We start from the raw sequence: 20438 nt of genomic DNA on the forward strand, positions 1-20438 counted from the left end.
TAGAATCTGATTAACGTCATGCTGAATTTATTTGAGCGGCGCATCAAAAGGATAACTTAATAACGAAACTACATCTTCTTTACCTGGCGTTAAATTCCAAACGTTAATGCCTAATTTTTTAGCCGAATCGGTATTTTCTTTTAAATCATCTACAAAAAGCGTTTCTGAAGCTATTAAATTATTTTCATTTAACACAAACTCGTAAATATTAGCGTTTGGTTTTCTAAAATTTATTTCATGCGATAAATAAAATTGTTCAAAGCAGTTTTTAAACTCTTGATACAATTCCGCACCCCAATTATTTTGAATCCATGAAATATGCAAATCGTTGGTGTTGCTTAACAAAAACAAGCGGTATTTTTTTGATGCCGCTAATTCTTTTAAAAATGCCAATCTGCGAATCGGGAAATCTAACAAAATAGCATTCCAAGCGTTTACCAAATCTGCAGGGCTTATCTGTGGAAATTTCGTTTGATAAAAAGCAATAAACTCATCCGTAGAAATTAATCCCATTTCATAACGGTAATATGTTTGCATCATATCTTCAGAAAAACTTGTAACCCCAAGTTTCGCCATTTCTTTGTGTGTTGCTTGTTTGTCTAGGTTGATGAAAATATCACCAAAATCGAAAATTATATTTTTTATGGTATTCATTTTTTATATGATAATGTAATGTATTTATTGCGTTTTTTGTGTATTTTCAAAAATCGTCAAAACATCGCTTGCGATGTTTTGTTTTTTTAGCAGTATTTTTTCTGCGGATAACCTAGGCGCTTCCACCCCATTTTTAAACGATGTTTCGCCTACAAAAACCTGTGCTTCATCCCATAAATTGGCATCAATAAAAGTTTGTAGCGTTTGCGCTCCTCCTTCAATTAAAACCGATTGAATTTGATGTCTTTGTAAGACTTCACAAATTTGTTCCGCTACGCGGGATGAAAAATCAATCTGCTCGTATTCGTATGCTATTTTTTCTTTAATCTTATCTTCTTTATCTTTTAACAAGACTTTTGATGAGGTTGTTTTTTCTAAAACCTCAACTTGCTCTTTTACTTTATTTATTTTTGTTGCTTTATCTACTAAAACAAGCGTCTTTATTTTTTTATCAAAAACAGTTACGTTTAACGGGATTCGTAAATTTTTATCCAATACAATTCGCACAGGATTATTCCCAGCCCAATGGCGAACATCTAAAGACGGATTATCGGCAATAACCGTATTTGTTCCTACTAAAATTGCTTGTTCTTGGCTTCGTATTTTATGCACCAATTGTTGTGAGTAGCTATTAGAAATCCAAACAGGTTTCTGTGCATTTCTTTTTAGCGGAGCGATAAAACCATCGGCAGTTTTTGCCCATTTCAAAACAATATAAGGTCGTTTTTTATTCTGAACCGTAAAAAATCGTTTATGATGTTTTTTACAGGCATCTTCTAAAACGCCAACGGTTACGTTAATTCCTGCGTTTTGCAAACGTTCGATGCCTTTTCCTGCAACCAAACTGTTTGTATCAACACAACCGATAACAACCTTAGCAATTTGATGTTTTACAATTAAATCGGCGCAAGGCGGTGTTTTTCCAAAATGCGCACAAGGTTCTAGGGTTACATAAATAGTCGCATCTTTTAAAAGCGTTTTATCTTTTACCGAATTTATAGCATTTACCTCTGCATGATTTCCGCCATAGGCGCTTGTAAACCCCTCGCCTATAATAGCGTTTTTATAAACGATAACTGCCCCAACTGACGGATTTGGGCGTGCAGTTCCAATACCATTTTTAGCGAGCTGTAAACAGCGTTTTATATATTTTTCGTTTTCGGTGATTTCTGTGATGTTTTTATTTTGTTGCTGTATCAAAATTTAATAAAAAGTTTTAAAAGTTAAAAGTTGATTTTAATTTCTTCGGTTTTATCGATAGTATATATGTGAGAAAAACCTAAAACCTTGTAACATAAATTACCTTTAAACTGCACTTTTACATTTTTATTCAATAGCGAATTTAATAAACCGCCTAAAATTCCGTTTTTATTGTTTTGGAATACTTCTTTCGTTGAAATTGCTACTTTTAAAGGAATTGCAAATTCTTTACGTGCTGGTACTTTAAATTCTTCTGATGAAACATGTGCTAATTGCGTTTCGTTTATCAATACTTTAATTTTATCTGTGGATAATTTTCCGCCAATATCATTTGGATTCTTAAAAAAAGCATTGGCTTTTAATCGAATAGTATCCGAAGCAACTGAAAGAACTTTAATATCATCAATTTTTAAAAACAGCGGCTTTTTTTTTATAGCACAACTTGTAATACAGAAACTACTTATTACAATACTCGTGAAAAATATAAATTTATTCATTTTGATTTTCTTTTTATTATTTCACAAAAATAAGTTTCTTTGCTTTAATTGAATCTGCGAAGCAGAATTTATTTTGTTTCTGATAAAGATGAGGTTTTTTTTACTCTTTGTTTATCTCTAACCAACTAACCAAGCATCTTCATTTTTAATAAGATTCTTTACTCTTTTTATCCTTTAAAATAATTTAATGAAATTACACGATTTAAAAATTGATTTTATAACGCAATTAGCTGAAATTTATCCGCAAACGGAAATTGATACTTTTTTCTTTTACTTGATAGAAGAATATTTAGATTTTCAACGAATAGATGTATTGATGAAAGCTGATTTTGAAATTATCGATTCAAAACAAGTTTTATTTAACAACGCAATTCAACGGTTAAAAAAACAAGAACCGATTCAATATATTTTAGGAAATACCGAATTTTATGGATTTCCTTTTTTAGTGAATGAAAACACGTTAATTCCTCGACCAGAAACTGAAGAATTAGTCGAATGGATTTTAGAAGAAATTTCTGATATTAAAAACTCACAACACGATGAGGTTTTAAAACCCCGCAGTATTTTAGAAATTGGCACAGGAACGGGTTGCATTCCTATCAGTTTAAAAAAGCATTTAACTGATTTTGATATTTCGGCAATCGATGTTTCTAAAGAAGCTTTAAAAATTGCCAAAGAAAACGCAAAACAAAATACTGTTGATATTAATTTTATCGCCCAAGATATTTTAAAAGCTGAAAATTTAAATTTCATTTCTTCTTCTAATTCAAGCGATATCTGTTTTAATATTATTGTTTCGAATCCGCCTTATGTTCGAGAATTGGAAAAGGCAGAAATCAAAAATAATGTGTTAGAAAACGAACCGCATTTGGCGTTGTTTGTTTCAGATGATAATCCTCTTATCTTCTACAATAAAATTGCCGATTTAGCAAAACTACATTTAACTAAAAATGGATTGTTATTTTTTGAAATTAATCAATATTTAGCCAAAGAAACTGTAGCGATGTTAACTGAAAAAGGTTTTAATAATATCGAACTTAAAAAAGATTTTGTAGGAAACGACAGAATGATAAAAGCAAGTCTTTTTTAATTTTTAATTCGAGTCTGTCAAAAACATTAAATTAAATAAAACTGTCTGACTGAATCGAAATCGACTGAATCTCCGTCTCGAATTCTGTCAAGCTAAATTTATTTCAGCTTCGCATCCTGATTTGCCATAAGATTTAGCTTTTAGCTTTGATATCACATAAAAAAACGAGTATCTTTTTAAGGATACTCGTTTTAAATTTTAAATTAATTTTTTAATATGCTTAAAAAATTAAGAAATTCTTATTTATTTTCTTTTATTAAAAGTATAAGTAAATCCAAAGTTAAATCCCCAAGAAGAATAAGGAACCGTTTGTGATAATTGCTTTGTCGCTAAAGGATTTTGTTGTGCTTGTGCATTTTCAACTAAAGTTAATGAATCTTCGTAAGAAATTTTATCATTAATTAAAGGCGATAATGCTCCTAAACCTGTTCCAAATTTTTTTAATAGTTCCTCTCTAGAAACATTGTTACCATTTAAAGTTGCTGAAAAATCACCTATTTCAGACGTATTTCTAGTAACGCTTATCCCTAAGTATTCCGCTTCTGCAAAAACTGATAAATTTTTAAGAATTTCATGTTTATAACCAATTGCACCAATAAATCCTAAAGGAAACCTACCCTTAAAATCTCTAGTAAAATCAATCTCTAAAGGAATTGTTGCTCCTGCTGGAGCTAATGGGTTTAATAAGGCTGTTTTAATATCTGTTTTAATATTTCCTACAACTTCTGTTTTTCCACCAATTTTAGTTAACACTCCTGCACGTCCGTAAAAATGCTCTGTAATGTTATATACTGTTGATAAAGACAAACCGAAAGCTCTACCTCTAGCTTTTACATCAACATAAGGTTGTCCTGGTACCTCAACAAGCATTGCTGTTTGATCTGCGCCATGTAAATAACCTGCTGCTGCTTCAATTCCCCATTTGTCATTAAAGAAATAACCTGCTCTAAGCTGGGTATGTGTTCCCTCTCCATAACTTCCGTAAGTATTCTCTACACCGCTAAGAGTTGTTTTAGTTCCCATTTTTGATTCAACTGCCTTAAAAGAGTATCCACTACTTGCTGAAACGTAAACTTGTGCACTTGCTGAAAGTGAAGCGAACATTATAATTGCTGCTGCTAAAATTTTTTTCATGTGTTTTTGTTTTTTATTTAGTTAGGGTAAAACTATAAAAAATAAAAAGGATAAATAACAATATTTATTAAAAAGATACTTATTTTTTTTATTTTAGCATCTTTTAAACAAAAATTAAAACCTAAAAGTTTATTGAATAATAACATTTTACATGAAAATGTACAGCAATTTATAAACGAAAACTTACAATCAGATATTACAAAACTGATTTTAAAAGGTAGTCCGTTTAAAAATATAACAATACAAGAATTATCAAATCAGATAATTAGTAAACAAAAATCAAAAAACAAGCTTTCGAGTTGGTTTTTAACAAATCAGATTTATTATCCTTCTAAAATTAGTATTGAGCAAACTTCTTCTGAAAAAACAGCTAATTATAAAGCTACCTTAGTTTCAGGTAAAAACTTTATTGATATAACTGGTGGATTTGGTGTTGATACTTTTTATTTTTCGAAATACTTTAAGCGAGTTATTCATACTGAAATTAACGAAGAGCTTTCGAAAATAGTTGCGTATAATTATCAGAAATTAGAGGTAGAAAATATTCAAACAATTGCTAAAAATGGCCTGGATTATTTAAAAGAAACTACACAAAAATTCGATTGTATTTATATAGACCCTTCTCGTAGAGATGATGTTAAAGGAAAGGTTTTTTTATTAAAAGATTGCTTGCCAAATGTACCTGAAAACATTGATTTTTTATTTACAAAATCTGATACTATTTTAATTAAAAATTCACCAATGCTTGATATAAAATCAACGCTAAATGAATTGAAATTTGTAAAAGAAATTCATGTTGTTGCTGTTAATAACGAAGTAAAAGAGCTTCTTTTCTTATTAGACTTAAAATCTAATCAATCAATTGAGGTAAAGACAGTTAACTTGCTCATTAACAAAAAGAAGGAGTTTTCTTTTTTCATGAACAAGAGCTGTGAAATAACCTATAGTAATCCTTTAGATTACCTATATGAGCCTAATGGTGCCATTTTAAAATCAGGAGGATTTAATGAAGTAGCAAAAGCATATAACATATCTAAATTGCAGCAACATTCTCATCTATATACTTCCGAAAAAATACTTGTTGATTTCCCTGGTAGAACTTTTAAAATAATAGCTGTTTATCCTTATAATAAGAAAAAAATAAAAAAGGAATTAACAATGTTAAAGGCTAATATTACTACACGAAATTTTCCAAAAACTGTAGCGCAAATAAGAACCGAAACCAAAATTAAAGATGGTGGCGATGTGTACTTATTTTTTACAACAAATAGCAGTAATAAACGAATTGTAATTCATTGTACTAAAACAGCATAAAAAAAACCTCTTTTTTATGTACTTTTGCTTTTAATGATGAAAAAAATTAGTGTTTACGAATCTATAAAAATATCAAAAAATAATGCTTTAAAAGTTGCAGATACACTTGTTGTTGAAGCAGCGCTTCAAATTAATATTAATAATGAATCATATACCGTTGTAATGAGAACTCCTGGTGATGATATAGAATTAATTAGAGGACTTTTATACGCAGAAGATATTTACAAGAGCAAAGAGGACTTATTAATCAATACTGTTGAAATCAATACTGATGCCTCTACTATTTTAAATGTTACAATTCCGAAGAATAAACTAAGAAATGGCTATTTAAATAAACGTACCCTTTTATCTGTTTCTTCCTGTGGTATTTGTGGAAAAAAAGAATTGAAAGACTTAAAAACTAAAGGAAAGTCGCTTTCTACTGAACATAATAATAATAAAGACGTTATAAATCTTAAATCATCAGTAATAAATATTACTTTTGATATGTTTTTAAAAATGACTGATTTACAATTTTTATTCAAAAAAACAGGCGGTAGTCATGCTTGCGCATTGTTTAATAATAAAAAAGAAATTCTAACGATTAAAGAAGATATTGGTAGGCACAATGCAGTTGATAAGTGCATTGGCGATTTAATTCAAAAACAACAGCTAAAGCAAGTAAGTTATATGCTTGTTAGCGGACGTGTTTCGTATGAAATTGTTTCAAAAGCTTTTTTTGCGAAAATTCGTATTATAATTGCTGTTTCTGCCTGTTCTTCTTTAGCAGTCGATTTTGCTAAAGAATTTGGTATTTGTTTAATTGGTTTTAGTCGAAATGATAAAATGACCGTTTACGCAAATCCTCAACATATAAATTTATGAGTAATCAAAAACAACAAGAAAAGACTGTAAAAGCACAGCCTCCTGAAAATTTAACAGGAATAAAGCTTATTGAAATCCCTACAAAAGCCGTAGGTACAAAGGCGATAAAATCGGCATTAAGTCATGTTTTTTCTGAAACAGGAGTTGTAAAAGGGATTCAATTATTAAAAAACATGAACCAATTAGATGGTTTTGACTGTCCTGGTTGCGCATGGCCTGATCCTGATCAAAAAAGAGCCTTTTTAGCTGAATATTGTGAAAATGGCGCCAAAGCAATTGCTGAAGAAGCTACAACAAATAGAGTTTCTCCTATGTTCTTTGCAACACACACAGTTCAAGAACTATCAGAATGGTCAGATTATAATATAGGAAAAAGTGGACGTATTACACATCCTATGGTTTTACGAGAAGGAAGCAATAATTACGAAGAAATTTCATGGGAAAATGCTTTTAAACTTATTGCAAATGAGCTAAATGAATTAGAAAACCCTGATGAAGCTATTTTTTATACCTCTGGAAGAACAAGTAATGAAGCGGCTTTTTTATATCAATTATTTGTTCGAAAATTCGGAACAAATAATCTGCCAGACTGTTCAAATATGTGCCATGAAAGTAGCGGAAGCGGACTTTCTCAAACACTTGGTATAGGTAAAGGTTCAGTTACATTAGATGATTTTAAACATTCTGATTTAGTAATTGTAATTGGGCAAAACCCCGGGACAAATCACCCAAGAATGCTTAGTGCTTTAAAACAAACAAAGGATAATGGTGGTAAAATAATGACCATAAATCCGCTTCCTGAGGTTGGTTTAATGAAATATGTAGATCCTCAAAATCCTTTAAAATGGTTAGGTTCTGGTGATGTATTAACAGATCTATTCCTTCAAGTAAGAATAAATGGTGATGTTGCCTTGCTTAAAATCATCTTAAAGTTGATGAAAACTCAAGAAAAAGAAAAAGGTGGCGTTTTTAATCATCAATTTATAAAAGAAAAAACGCATGGTTTAGAGGAGTTTTTAATCGATTTAGATACTTATACTATTGCCGAATTATTGCCTCAAACGGGCTTATCTTTAGAAATAATTGAAGAAGCAGCTCAAATGATTATCAATAATGATAAGATAATTATCTGTTGGGCAATGGGATTAACACAGCATAAAAATGGTGTTGATAATATTCGTGAAGTTGTAAACTTACTGCTTTTAAAAGGTAGTATCGGTAAAAAAGGTGCAGGAACTTGCCCTGTTCGAGGGCATTCGAACGTACAAGGCGACCGAACTATGGGTATTTGGGAAAAGCCAAAAGATAGCTTTTTAGATAGTCTAGAAAAAGAATTTCAATTTCAAGCACCGCGTAAACATGGGTATGATGTTGTAGCGGCTATTGAAGCAATGCATGCTAAAAAAGCAAGTGTTTTTGTAGGAATGGGAGGTAATTTTATCTCTGCAACTCCTGATACAGAATATACTGCACAAGCGTTAAGAAACTGTAATTTAACGGTTCAAATTTCTACAAAATTAAATAGAAGTCATTTAATCCATGGAAAAAAAGCGTTGATTCTTCCTTGTTTAGGACGTTCTGAAAAAGACATTCAAAAAACTGGAGATCAATTTATTACCGTAGAAAATTCCATGGGAGTTGTGCATCAATCTAACGGGCATTTATCACCTAGTTCCGATTATTTATTAAGCGAACCTGCAATTGTTGCTGGTATAGCTAAAGCAACCTTAAAAAATACTAAAATTGATTGGGAAATACTTGTTTCAAATTACGATTTAATCCGTAATAAAATTGAAGCAACCATTCCAGGTTTTAATAATTACAACGAAAAAGTTCGTGTAAAAGGAGGTTTTTATTTACCTAACAATGCTAGAGATAACAACTACGCTCCTACTTTAACAGGGAAAGCAAACTTCTCTACAAATTTACCTTCGGATGTTGTGTTAGAAGATAATCAATTTATGATGATGACCATTCGAACTCACGATCAATATAACACAACTATTTATGGTTTAGATGATAGATATAGAGGTGTTTTAAATGAACGAAGAATTATTTTTATGAACCCTGAAGATATGAAATTTCAAGGATTATCAAAATTAGATAAAGTAGATTTAACAAGTCATTTTCAAGGAGAAAAAAGAAGTGCTTCGGGCTTTTTAGTAGTTCCTTATAGTATTCCAAAACAATGTACCGCTACTTATTTTCCTGAAACAAATGTATTAGTTCCGCTTAAAAGTAAAGCAAGAATTAGTCACACTCCAGCTTCTAAAACAGTGATTATTACGATACTAAAGCAAGAGTAAAAAAGAATTTTATTTTAGTCGAGAATATTTTTAATTAACCACATAAATCAATTTATAATTATGCCTTTCATAGAAGAAGAAAATCTTATATTAATGCAAGAAGACTTAGATAATACTAAGTTAAAAAGAGAAAAAGCCGAGGAAGAATTAACTGAAATGAAAGAAAAACTTACTTCTTTTCAGAAAAAATCTAGAATTACAGCAATTTTATTAGGTTTACTTTTAGGGATATCATTAGGAGCTTGTTATTATTTTTACACGAGTGCTACACAAGCACCTACTTTTTCAGAAGCAGATATCGAAGCTATAAAAAATAAGGAAAATATACGTGTTTTAGACAGTATTAATATCGCAAATATTGCAGCAATGTCTTTAGAAAATACTCAAAATGAAAGTTCAAATTCGATAATAGGCTCAGAAAATTTAGACGAAGTTATTAGTCAAGTAAAGGATAATACAACTGGTGAAACAATCTATTCTGTTCAGGTAGGAGTCTTTTATAATAAGAAAAAATTCCCTCTATTATCTTCTAAAACAATACCAGCAATAATCACTTCTGAAGATGATTATTTTAAATATTCATTAGGCTTATTTACTACATTAAGTGAAGCTAAAAGATTTAAAAAAGAATTGATAAAACTTGGGTTTAAAGATGCTTTTGTAGCTTCTTATATTGATGGAAAACGTCAAAAAATACACGATTAATTAAATAGTATTACCGACAATTAAACAACAATAAATTAATGTTAATTAAAATTATTAAACGAACATTTATAGTGTTATTAACTATGAGTGTTCATTTTTTTTACGGGCAGAATAGCCAAAATAAAATAGCTCAAAAAGAAACTCAAATAGCCTTTGGTCAGTTAGATTTTTTAGATATAAAAATGCCTGGTAATGAAAAAAATATGGGCTTTACAGGAATTCATTATAATTTAAAAATAAATGATTGGAGCTATGCTGGTATTGGTATTTATAGTGCTGTAACCGGAATTCGTGGTGGTTTTTTTACCTTAGGTGTTAATGCTGGTGTACAGCAAAAAATTACCGAAAAACTATTTATTGATGCTGGGTTTCATTTTGGTGGCGGTGGTGGTGCGTCAGCTCCTGATGGTGGTGGTGCGTTTATTTTACCACACTTAAATGCAGGATATAATTTTAAGTATTTTTCAACAACTGCCGGGTATAGCTTTATTAATTTCTTTGATAAAGGAGCAATTAAAAGCCAGCAATTTAATGTTGCTATTCAAATACCTTTATTGTTTTATACAGCAACTAATTTTAAAGAAAATGAAGAATATAAAGGCTCTTTTAAGCTTGATACCTTAATTAAAAATAGCGATTGGAATAACCCTAGTAAAACTATTTCAATGCTTGTTCATTTAAATAATTTAGATGTAAAAAAAGGAAGTTACAAAGGAAAAAAAATGCGATTAGCAGGTTTTGAATTGAATTCTTATTTAAATAAAAATATGTTCTTTTTTGTAAAAGCTGATGGTGCTTATCACGGAATTAAAGCTGGATATATGGATGTATTTATAGGGGCAGGTTATCATGCAAGTCTGTATAAAAACTGTACAAATATCTTAGCTAAATTTGGTGTTGGAGCTGGTGGCGGCGGTGGTGTTGATACTAAAGGAGGGGTTTTAATATACCCTGATTTATCTATTGAGCAAAAAATATTTGATAATACATATATATCTATTAATAAAGGTTTTTTAATGAGCCCTGATGCTCATTTTAGTTCTTCAACCTTAGGTTTTGGATTGAAATACTACCTTGATAAAGATGGTATTTCATCTACTGAAAAAACATTTTCATCGGGTAAATTCAAAGACTTAGAAATAATTTTAAAACATGAGTTATATCCAAATGCTAAAAGAGATAATAAAGGTGGGTTTTCTCAAAACATGCATCAAATTTCGTTGCAAATTAACCTATTCTTAAATAAATACGTGTATGTAGGCGGGCAAACTTCATTTGCTGATTTTGGAGGTGCAGGTGCTTATGCGGAGGGTATTGTTGGTGTAGGAGTTCAGTCAACTACTTTTTTTAAGAATACAACATCGGTATTTACTCAGCTTTTAGCAGGTGCTGGTGGTGGTGGTGGAATTAGTACAGGACAGGGTTTAATTGTAAAACCAAGTATAGGTCTTAACTATAAGTTAACCGATAAATTAAACGTTCGTGGAGCTTTAGGTTATGTAAAAGCTCGTGGAGGAAACCTAAGTAATACCTATTTTAATTTAGGAATTAACTACCATTTTTCATTTTTAAGCCTTCGTTAAGTTCATTGAATTAAATGTTCATTAATACCACTTATTAAAAGAATAAAACAGAACATAAACAGCCACTATTAAATTTTTCAAACTTATAATGGCTGTTTTTATACTGTTTTATACTACACCCCCTCTCTTTTATTAATTACTTAAATATTAGTAATTTTAAAGTAATACCCTCCAGTTTTTAAACACTATACTTCTTGTAAAACTGAATTTATTTTAGTTTCGGAGTCTATATTTACCGTAATTTTTTAGCTTTTTTTTAATGATGCTTATCTCAATTCGAGTGATTTTAATGACCTAAAATAAATTAAAATTAAAATGGTATCCGAAGATTTTATTTATTTGATGAATTTCATGCTGAAAAAGTTTTTGTTAATACATTTTTTTTGAAGAATAATCACTCGAACTAAAAAACTAATAAAAGTTTTTCTTTAATTTTTAAACAGAGGATCTTAGCAATTTTAAATAAAACTCCCCCACTTTTTAAATGTTAGATTCTCGTTATTCCTTATATTTAATAAGTTTTTTATTTCAGGCTACATCTACACGGTTTTTAAAATAACTATAAAAATCAGGATGATAAACTGAACTAAATTTTCTTTAACAGATTCCTTCTTGTATTTATTTACTTTAACTATTATATCAATTAATCTCTTATTTTACTTGTTGAATTAAAGACTCTCTCAACTCTCAAATAATAATCCTTTTCAAATAGAATAACTAGTCTTTTATAGAAACCTCGATACTCTATTGGTTACAAAAGTAAAATAAATTATTAAAAAGCACTTGTTAACAAATGTAATTAAATTTAAGGGTTAGGAGTACGGAGTTGGTAATGTATAAATGTAAATTAACACAATCCAACCCAATAGCAATTCTTTAGTTATTATAAAAAGCTTCTTAATTCTAAAATTAATATACATCATTCTCACTTATTAAAAAAAGATACTGGAGTAACTTGTCTTGTAGTAGTTAATACAATTCTTTCTAACTAAGTTAGTTCTAAGTTTATGATGTTTAAAGTTTATATAAGCATCTCTCTCCCTTCTTTTCAGGAACACTCTAAGTAAGCGTGTACAAATGTAATGCAAATTAGATTACATTTGTAAGAAAGTCAGCTTCGTAAAGTTAAAATAATCTAACAGACACTGGTTTACAATGTTAATGTAACTTAATAATGTCTTAACACTGTATTAGTTTACAAATATAATCAGCACTACTAACTACTAATACTGAATGAATCATTAATTTAAGCTGTTACAAATGTATGATAGTGTAGTTTTTTAACCAAACACCTTTATCCTCCTTTTTACTCCTCCTGTTTTTTCTTGAAAAAACCGATTTCTTTAATTTTTTTAGTGATAGATGGTTAAAAATTCTACTAATAAATCAGAGTAACAAAACACTTATTTGACTTTTTTATCATAAAAAATAATCTGAAGACTTTTTATTAAAGCCCTTACCCCTGTTTTTGGAGGAAATCTATCTTGAATCTTGAAAAATAAACTTAATTGATCTAATTATAAGCCTAAAAAACATTATCAAAAAAGTATATTTGTATCTATTTAAAACAGTTTATCTTATTTTGAACACACACTTTCAATATTTTTCTAGCCCAATAAACGATATACAACTTCCTAATAAATTTACCTTTCCATTTTATTACGAACCACACCCCTTATGTGAAATTGCTACAAAAGAAATAATACATTATTTAAAAACACAAACCGATTTTGAACATAATTTCGGACTAAACCCAAATGAAAAAGGACTTCCTATTGGTAAAATGTTCGGGGTTTTAGTTGTTAAAAACAAAAAAAATGAAATCGGTTATATCGCTGCTGTTTCAGGGAAATTAGCAGAGACAAATACGCATCTAAAATTTGTTCCGCCGGTTTATGATATGCTTACTGAAGAGTCTTATTATTTAAAAGAGAAGAATAATTTAATAGCAATAAATTCTGAGATAGAATCTTTAGAAACAAATATTGATTATAATTTATTATTATCTGAAAATAAATTAGCAAAAAATAAGGCTATAGCTGATATTAATAAAAAAAAAGAGACTTTAAAGATAGCTAAAAGAGAGAGAGCTATACGAAGAGAAAAAGCTTTTAAAGAATTGTCTACTGAAAACTTTATTCTTTTTAAAAATGAATTAAGTAAAGAAAGTTTAGATGCGAAACATTTTTTTAATAACGTAAAACGCTATTGGGAACACACTTTAAAACCAAAAGAAGATAAATTGTCGGTTTTTACAGACCAGATAATAGCCTTAAAATCGCTACGTAAGTCAAAATCAAATAGTTTACAAATGTATATTTCTGAGCAATATCAATTTTTAAACGAAAAAAAAGAAAAACAAAACTTAGCTGAATTATTTTCAGGGACTTCTGTACATAATTTACCTGCTGGTTCTGGTGAATGTGCTGCCCCAAAATTACTGCAATATGCTTTTTTAAACGATTTAAAACCTATTGCAATGGCTGAGTTTTGGTGGGGAAAATCACCAAATAAAGAAATTAGAAAACACCAACAATTTTACCCGGCTTGTCAAGGAAAATGTAAACCTATTTTATCGCATATGTTGTCAGGAATTGAAATGGATACCAATCCTCTATTAGAAAATCCTGCAATTGGTAAAGAAATTGAAGTAATTTTTGAAGATGATCAGTTAATTGTTATTTGTAAACCTGCTGATTTCCTGTCTGTTCCAGGTATTAATATTCAAGATTCGGTATATAGTAGAATAAAACAACAGGTTAAAGATATTTCAGGACCTATTATTGTACATCGTTTAGATATGGCTACCTCTGGTTTATTGGTTTTAGCAAAAAACAAAGAAGCACATAAATTTTTACAAAGTCAATTTATAAATAAAATAATTAAAAAAAGATATACTGCTTTATTAGATGGAATTGTTACTGAAAATACAGGAACAATTACGCTTCCGCTTCGTGTTGATTTAGATGATAGACCTAGACAACTAGTGTGTTACGAGCATGGTAAGCCAGCAAAAACAAACTGGGAAGTTATAGAACGAAAAAATGGGAAAACAAAAATTCACTTCTACCCTATTTCAGGGAGAACACATCAATTAAGAGTACATGCATCTCATGGTTCAGGCTTAAATATACCTATTGTTGGTGATGATTTGTATGGAAAAAAATCAGATCGATTGTATTTACATTCCGATACTTTAGCTTTTTTACACCCAATAACTAAAGAAAAAATGCTTTTTACAAAAAAATCTGATTTTTAAGGAAAAAAATTGGCTTTAATAGAGCTATGATTTAGGTAAAAATAAATAATATTGACCCTATACTATTTAAAAATTAAAATATCTGTTTAAATCACATTTTTTTTGTAAATGTTTTTTTTATGAAATTTAAATAGCATTTTATTTTTTTTAATGATAAAAATTACCTATTAATTCTCCGTAAAAATTAAAATAACTTACATATATTTAATATACTATTTTACCTTGAAAACGATATTATATTACCTAAAAAGCGCATTTTTTGAATATTTTTGACTAAAATTAAATTTAAATATAGGTGTGATTAAAGCAATATTAAATAATATTGACCCTGTGGTATTAAAAAACCAAGAAACGCTATTTTGAGATATTTTTTAAATAAGCAAGCTTTTTTGTGTATTTATTTTTACCAAAGTTTGATGAATATTTATATGCTTACTCCTGTTATATAATAGTATAAAAACAAACTCTTTTTTCCTTATTTTTGTTTATTTTTCATAAAAAAGCCTCTCAATTCTGAGAGGCTTTGAATTGTATTCTAAAAATTATATTAATTTTTTAGCTTTTTTAACTTTTTGCTTAGTAAGGGCAATATCAATCACTTCGTGCATTTCAGTTACATAATGAAAGGTTAAACCTTTTAAATAACTTTCTTTAATTTCTTCGATATCTTTTTTATTATCAGCACATAAAATAAGTTCTTTAATATTCGCACGCTTAGCAGCTAATATTTTTTCCTTAATTCCTCCCACTGGTAATACTTTTCCTCGAAGTGTAATTTCACCAGTCATGGCTAATTTATTTTTCACTTTACGTTGTGTAAAAACCGAAACCAACGAAGTTAACATGGTAATACCTGCGCTTGGTCCGTCTTTAGGGGTTGCCCCTTCTGGTACATGAATATGTACATCGTATTTTTCTAAAACTTGTGACTCAACCCCAAAATCTTCGGCATTTGCTTTGATGTATTTCATTGCAATTGTAGCCGATTCTTTCATTACTTTTCCTAAATTACCAGTAATAGAAAGCGCTCCTTTTCCTTTAGAAATAATAGATTCGATAAATAAAATATCGCCACCAACACTTGTCCAAGCCAAACCTGTAACAACACCAGCAACATCATTATTTTCATATTTATCACGTTCTAAACGAGGTGATCCTAAAATAGTTACAATATCTTTATTGGTTAAATCAATATTATAAGGCTGCTCCATCGCTATTGATTTTGCTGCAAAACGAACCACTTTAGCAATTTGTTTATCTAAACCACGTACCCCCGATTCACGCGTATATCCTGCAACAATTTTTTCGATTTGTTTTTTACCAATCGTTAAATGTTTTTCTGATAATCCGTGTTCCTTTAATTGCTTTGGAAATAAATACTTTTTAGCAATTTCCATTTTTTCTTCAATCGTATATCCTGTAACATTAATAAGTTCCATACGATCGCGCAATGCCCAAGGTATTTGCCCTAAATTATTTGCGGTAGCAATAAATAAAACTTTAGAAAGGTCGTAAGGAACTTCTAAATAATTATCATAAAAAGCCGTATTTTGCTCAGGGTCTAAAACTTCTAACATTGCCGATGAAGGATCTCCTTGATTGCTCTGGCTTAATTTATCAATTTCATCTAAAACAAAAACAGGGTTTGATGTTCCTGATTTTTTAATATTCTGAATTAAACGCCCTGGCATTGCACCAATATATGTTTTACGATGCCCACGAATTTCAGCTTCATCACGTAAACCACCTAACGACATACGAACATATTTACGTCCTAATGCTTCAGCAACCGATTTTCCTAACGAAGTTTTACCAACTCCTGGAGGTCCGTATAAACAAATAATTGGCGATTTCATATCGCCACGTAATTTTAAAACAGCTAAATGTTCTATAATACGTTCTTTAACCTTCTCTAAACCAAAGTGGTCTCTATTTAATATTTTTTGAGCACGCTTTAAATTAAATTTATCTTTCGAATAAATATTCCAAGGCAACTCAAGCATTAACTCTAAATAATTTCGTTGCACGCCATATTCAGCCATTTGAGGATTCATTCGTTTTAAACGATTTAATTCCTTTTCAAATGTTGCGGCAACTTTTTTATTCCATTTTTTAGTTTTAGATTTTGTTCTCATTTCATCTAATTCCTGATCATGAGAAACACCACCTAATTCGTCTTGAATGGTTTTTAATTGTTGATGTAAATAATATTCACGCTGTTGCTTGTCTAAATCATTACGTGTTTTTGATTGAATATCATTACGTAATTGTAATTTTTGAAGTTCTTTATCTAAGTTACTTAATGTTAAAAGTGCACGTTCTCTTAAGTTATCTTCTTCAAGTAATACTTGTTTTTTAGCAACGCTTAATTCCATATTCGATGAAATAAAGTTTACTAAAAATGAATTCGACTGAATATTCTTAATAGCAATAGATGCTTCCGAAGGTAACATTGGGTTTTCTTTAATAACCTCTAATGCTAATTCTTTGATAGATTCAATAATTGCTTCAAACTCTTTTTCGTCTTCAACTCCTTTATTTTCAATAACCTCTTGAACAATAGCTTTTAAATACGGATCTTCTTGTGTAATTTCATCAATTACAAAGCGTTTTTTTCCTTGAATAATAACGGTTACGTTACCATCAGGCATTTTAAGAACTCGTAAAATTTTAGCAACAACTCCTGTTTTATTAATATCGTCTAAACTAGGATTTTCTACAGAAATATCTTTTTGAGCAACAACACCAATTACTTTATCGCCTTTGTTTGCATCGTTTATTAATTGAATAGATTTGTCTCTACCCGCAGTAATAGGAATTACAACACCAGGAAATAATACAGTATTTCTTAATGGTAAAATTGGTAATTCAGCAGGAATTTCTTCCTTATTTATTATTTCTTCATCTTCGGGAGTTAATAATGGTATTAATTCTGAATCCTCATTAAAAGCGTCTTGAAGCGACAAATTGTCTAAATGTATTATTTTTGATTTACTCATATCTTTTATAGATGTCATAGTGACATTTTACACGATTTAAAAATCATGTAAAAAGCACCTCTTAAATTTTTAATTAACTAATAAACAACGATATATAGGTGTTTATAGGTGTTTTACTGTATCTGTATAGGTCAATTGTTATGCCAAGTAAAAAAAGACAGGATGCCTTTTTTTATCTAATTGCTATTTTACATAAAAGTAAGCTAAAAGACTATAACTCAAAAAAAACACATCACTTATATTTATTTTTAGCCTTTTGTTCTCACTTTCCTTTTTATAAATAAATATCTTATTTTCTGTATTGTATTGTTTATTCGATAAATTTAAGAGTAATACTCCCCGTTTTAAACCAAATAAAAATCAATTAATTACGAAGAATTAAATTATCTAAAACAAAAAATGTATTTTTGCTATAAATAATAAAATGCTATTTATTATTTAAGTTCAGATAAATATTGAAAATATGATACGAAACTACAGAAATGAATTGTGGAAAGAAATAATATTTGATAATAAAATCTCTGAAAAAGAAAAATTTAAAATATCTAATTACGGACGAATCATCAATTGTAAAACTGAAGAAGAGTTTTTAGTAAAAGAATATTTTATAAATGGTTACCAAAATTTACCATTAAAACAACGTGTTAATGGTAATACGACGAGTCGATATGTTCATAAATTAGTTGCTGAAGCTTTTTTACCTCGTAAAGAAGATGATCAATATGTAATTCATTTAAATTATGATAAAAAAGACAATAGACTTGAAAATCTTAAATGGGCTACAAAAAGAGAAAAAGAAATACATCAGTTTACAAACCCTGAATATGTAAATAAGGTTCATAGGTATAAACCAAGTACAACAAAACTTACAGAAACCAAAGTGATGTTGATTAAACGAAAATTAAACGACCCAAATAGAAGGACTCGTTTAAAAATGATTGCCAAACAATTTGGCATTTCAGAAATGCAATTACATAGAATAAAAACTGGAGAAAACTGGGGTTATGTAAATGAAGGTTAATTAAGTATTAGTATTGAAATGCTAATAAAAACAATTATTTGTGCCCATTTTAGGCAGACACCTATTTGGGCATTTTTTTTAATCGCTAATGAAAGTGAGCCTGCTAAAAGAGCTATTGCCGAAAAGATAAAAAATGAAATAGCAATAAATATACCTCCTAAAATATAAAACTGTATAACTGTTGATAATGTTTTAGAAAATAAAAATTGTGGAAAAAAAGCTAAGAAAAAGATAGTAACTTTAGGGTTTAAGACATTCATTAAAAAGCCTTTTTGAAATAATTTAACAGTAGATTTTTTAGTATAAATTAAATTATCCGTTGATAACAAAATTTTAGCATCACTTTTATATACTTGATATGCTAAATATAATAAATACCCTGCTCCTAATAATTTAATGCTAAAAAATAAATTTTCTTGTTGATTTATCAATTCAGAAATACCAAAAGCAACTAAAGTTGTGTGAATAATACAACCTGTCATTAAACCTAAAACAGTAGCTAATCCATATTTTTTACCATTAACAATACTTTGTGTTAAAACAAAAACATTGTCAGGACCTGGAGAAATTGCTAATGTTGCTGTTGCAAAGGCAAATGAAATTAATATTTCTGATGACATTTTTAATTTTCAAATATAAAATCTAAAAAAAATGAAGTATCATCAGATACTTCATTTTTTCAGATAATTAAAAGATAAAGTTGAGTTTATCTTGCTAAAATAGCTTTATTTATTCTTTTCACCAAACTAGGTCCTTGGTAAATAAATCCAGTATAAATTTGAACTAAAGATGCTCCTGCATCAATTTTTTCTAAGGCATCTTTTTCAGAATGAATACCTCCAACTCCAATTATAGGAAACGATTTGTTCGAATTATCCGCTAAATATTTTATTACTTTGGTACTTCTATCTTTTACCGGCTGACCACTTACACCACCATTTCCGATTTCAGTTAATCGTTCTTTCGATGCTTTTAAATTACCTCTATTTACAGAAGTGTTCGATGCAATAACGCCATCAATTTTTGTTTGCGCAACCAATTCTATAATTTCATCTAATTGCTGATTGTTTAAATCAGGCGCAATTTTTAATAAAATCGGTTTTTGTTTTACCTCTTTATTATTTAAAACCTGTACTTCGGTAATCAATTCTTTCAAATAAGAAACATCGTCTAATTTTGCGTGACTACCAACATTTGGACAACTTACATTTAAAACGAAATAATCTACATACGGATGTAATCCTTTAAAACAAGTTACATAATCTTCCGTATAATTTTCGGGAGTGGTATCGGTATTTTTTCCAATATTTCCACCGATAATTATTTTACCTTTATTCTTTTTTAACTGTTCAATTGCAACTTCTAAGCCTTCATTATTAAATCCCATTCGGTTAATAATTCCTTGATCGTCTTTTAAACGAAACAATCTTTTCTTTGGGTTTCCTGCCTGACCCTTTGGAGTTACCGTTCCTATTTCAACAAAACCGAAACCAAAATTTGCCAACTCATTATATAGTACCGCATTTTTATCGAAACCAGCAGCCAAACCAACAGGGTTTTTAAATGTTAGTCCGAATAAATTACGTTCTAATTTTTTATCATTTACCTGATACATACTTCTAAATATTGAAGAAACAAAAGGAATTTTAGAAACTGTTTTTACAACTGAAAAAGTAAAGTAATGAATTTTTTCAGGATCAAAAAGAAATAAAATTGGGCGAATTAATTGTTTGTACATATTGTTTTATTAAAGGTTGAAAAGGATCTTCTAAATTTTAGCCATATTTTTTAAAAGAAGTCATAAAAAAAGCC

At 29.3% G+C, this 20438-nt stretch carries 15 protein-coding genes; 8 read left to right on the forward strand and 7 right to left on the reverse strand.

From position 1 onward, the window contains the following. Positions 1 to 27 precede the first annotated feature (27 nt). Genes ABNT14_RS05670 through ABNT14_RS05680 form a run of 3 tightly spaced genes read right to left on the reverse strand, consistent with a single transcriptional unit; the run spans position 28 to position 2351 of the window. On the reverse strand, positions 28 to 654 hold the full coding sequence (locus ABNT14_RS05670; protein ID WP_101903742.1) for an HAD-IA family hydrolase: 627 nt from the start codon (positions 652 to 654) through the stop codon (positions 28 to 30). 24 nt (positions 655 to 678) lie between these two features. Then, the gene (ribD, locus tag ABNT14_RS05675) at positions 679 to 1821 is read right to left on the reverse strand and encodes a bifunctional diaminohydroxyphosphoribosylaminopyrimidine deaminase/5-amino-6-(5-phosphoribosylamino)uracil reductase RibD (protein ID WP_101903785.1); all 1143 of its coding nucleotides are present in this window, start codon (positions 1819 to 1821) and stop codon (positions 679 to 681) included. Positions 1822 to 1877: 56 nt separating this feature from the next. Then, positions 1878 to 2351, reverse strand: a complete 474-nt coding sequence (locus ABNT14_RS05680; protein ID WP_101903743.1) for an LEA type 2 family protein — start codon at positions 2349 to 2351, stop codon at positions 1878 to 1880. 187 nt (positions 2352 to 2538) lie between these two features. On the opposite strand from ABNT14_RS05680, the gene prmC reads away from it, so the two are divergent. Beyond that, entirely contained in the window at positions 2539 to 3441 is a 903-nt protein-coding gene (gene prmC, locus ABNT14_RS05685; protein WP_101903744.1) for a peptide chain release factor N(5)-glutamine methyltransferase, read from the forward strand. 243 nt (positions 3442 to 3684) lie between these two features. Here prmC and ABNT14_RS05690 read toward each other — a convergent pair whose 3' ends face one another. Further along, a complete protein-coding gene (locus tag ABNT14_RS05690) occupies positions 3685 to 4575 on the reverse strand; it encodes an outer membrane beta-barrel protein (RefSeq protein ID WP_101903745.1) in 891 nt (296 codons plus the stop codon). Positions 4576 to 4707: 132 nt separating this feature from the next. Here ABNT14_RS05690 and ABNT14_RS05695 point away from each other — a divergent pair, with 132 nt between their 5' ends. The 6 genes from ABNT14_RS05695 to ABNT14_RS05720 all read left to right on the forward strand — a co-directional run bounded on the left by ABNT14_RS05695 (position 4708) and on the right by ABNT14_RS05720 (position 14606). After that, positions 4708 to 5889 carry a class I SAM-dependent methyltransferase gene (locus ABNT14_RS05695; RefSeq protein WP_101903746.1) on the forward strand — a complete coding sequence of 394 codons (1182 nt, stop codon included), beginning with the start codon at positions 4708 to 4710 and terminating at the stop codon, positions 5887 to 5889. Positions 5890 to 5925: 36 nt separating this feature from the next. Then, positions 5926 to 6753: a formate dehydrogenase accessory sulfurtransferase FdhD gene (gene fdhD, locus ABNT14_RS05700; RefSeq protein WP_101903786.1), complete on the forward strand. Its 828-nt coding sequence runs from the start codon at positions 5926 to 5928 to the stop codon at positions 6751 to 6753. After that, positions 6750 to 9059 (forward strand): FdhF/YdeP family oxidoreductase, encoded by a 2310-nt coding sequence (locus ABNT14_RS05705; protein ID WP_101903747.1) that lies wholly within the window; start codon positions 6750 to 6752, stop codon positions 9057 to 9059. The genes fdhD and ABNT14_RS05705 overlap by 4 nt, the downstream gene beginning before the upstream one ends. A gap of 60 nt (positions 9060 to 9119) precedes the next feature. Beyond that, positions 9120 to 9764, forward strand: coding sequence for an SPOR domain-containing protein (locus tag ABNT14_RS05710; protein ID WP_101903748.1), 645 nt, complete (start codon positions 9120 to 9122; stop codon positions 9762 to 9764). Positions 9765 to 9847: 83 nt separating this feature from the next. Beyond that, positions 9848 to 11347, forward strand: a complete 1500-nt coding sequence (locus ABNT14_RS05715; RefSeq protein ID WP_101903749.1) for a hypothetical protein — start codon at positions 9848 to 9850, stop codon at positions 11345 to 11347. 1582 nt (positions 11348 to 12929) lie between these two features. Then, positions 12930 to 14606: an RluA family pseudouridine synthase gene (locus tag ABNT14_RS05720; RefSeq protein WP_251009897.1), complete on the forward strand. Its 1677-nt coding sequence runs from the start codon at positions 12930 to 12932 to the stop codon at positions 14604 to 14606. Between the two features lie 542 nt (positions 14607 to 15148). Here ABNT14_RS05720 and lon read toward each other — a convergent pair. Then, positions 15149 to 17623 (reverse strand): endopeptidase La, encoded by a 2475-nt coding sequence (lon, locus tag ABNT14_RS05725; protein WP_101903750.1) that lies wholly within the window; start codon positions 17621 to 17623, stop codon positions 15149 to 15151. Positions 17624 to 18068: 445 nt separating this feature from the next. On the opposite strand from lon, the gene ABNT14_RS05730 reads away from it, so the two are divergent. After that, on the forward strand, positions 18069 to 18626 hold the full coding sequence (locus ABNT14_RS05730) for an HNH endonuclease signature motif containing protein (protein ID WP_101903751.1): 558 nt from the start codon (positions 18069 to 18071) through the stop codon (positions 18624 to 18626). Here ABNT14_RS05730 and ABNT14_RS05735 read toward each other — a convergent pair. Then, positions 18623 to 19246, reverse strand: coding sequence for a LysE family translocator (locus ABNT14_RS05735; RefSeq protein WP_101903752.1), 624 nt, complete (start codon positions 19244 to 19246; stop codon positions 18623 to 18625). The genes ABNT14_RS05730 and ABNT14_RS05735 overlap by 4 nt on opposite strands. Before the next feature lie 86 nt (positions 19247 to 19332). Further along, positions 19333 to 20364, reverse strand: coding sequence for a quinone-dependent dihydroorotate dehydrogenase (locus tag ABNT14_RS05740; RefSeq protein ID WP_101903753.1), 1032 nt, complete (start codon positions 20362 to 20364; stop codon positions 19333 to 19335). Positions 20365 to 20438 lie beyond the last annotated feature (74 nt).

The organism is Tenacibaculum dicentrarchi (assembly GCF_964036635.1).
Classification (GTDB): domain Bacteria; phylum Bacteroidota; class Bacteroidia; order Flavobacteriales; family Flavobacteriaceae; genus Polaribacter; species Polaribacter dicentrarchi.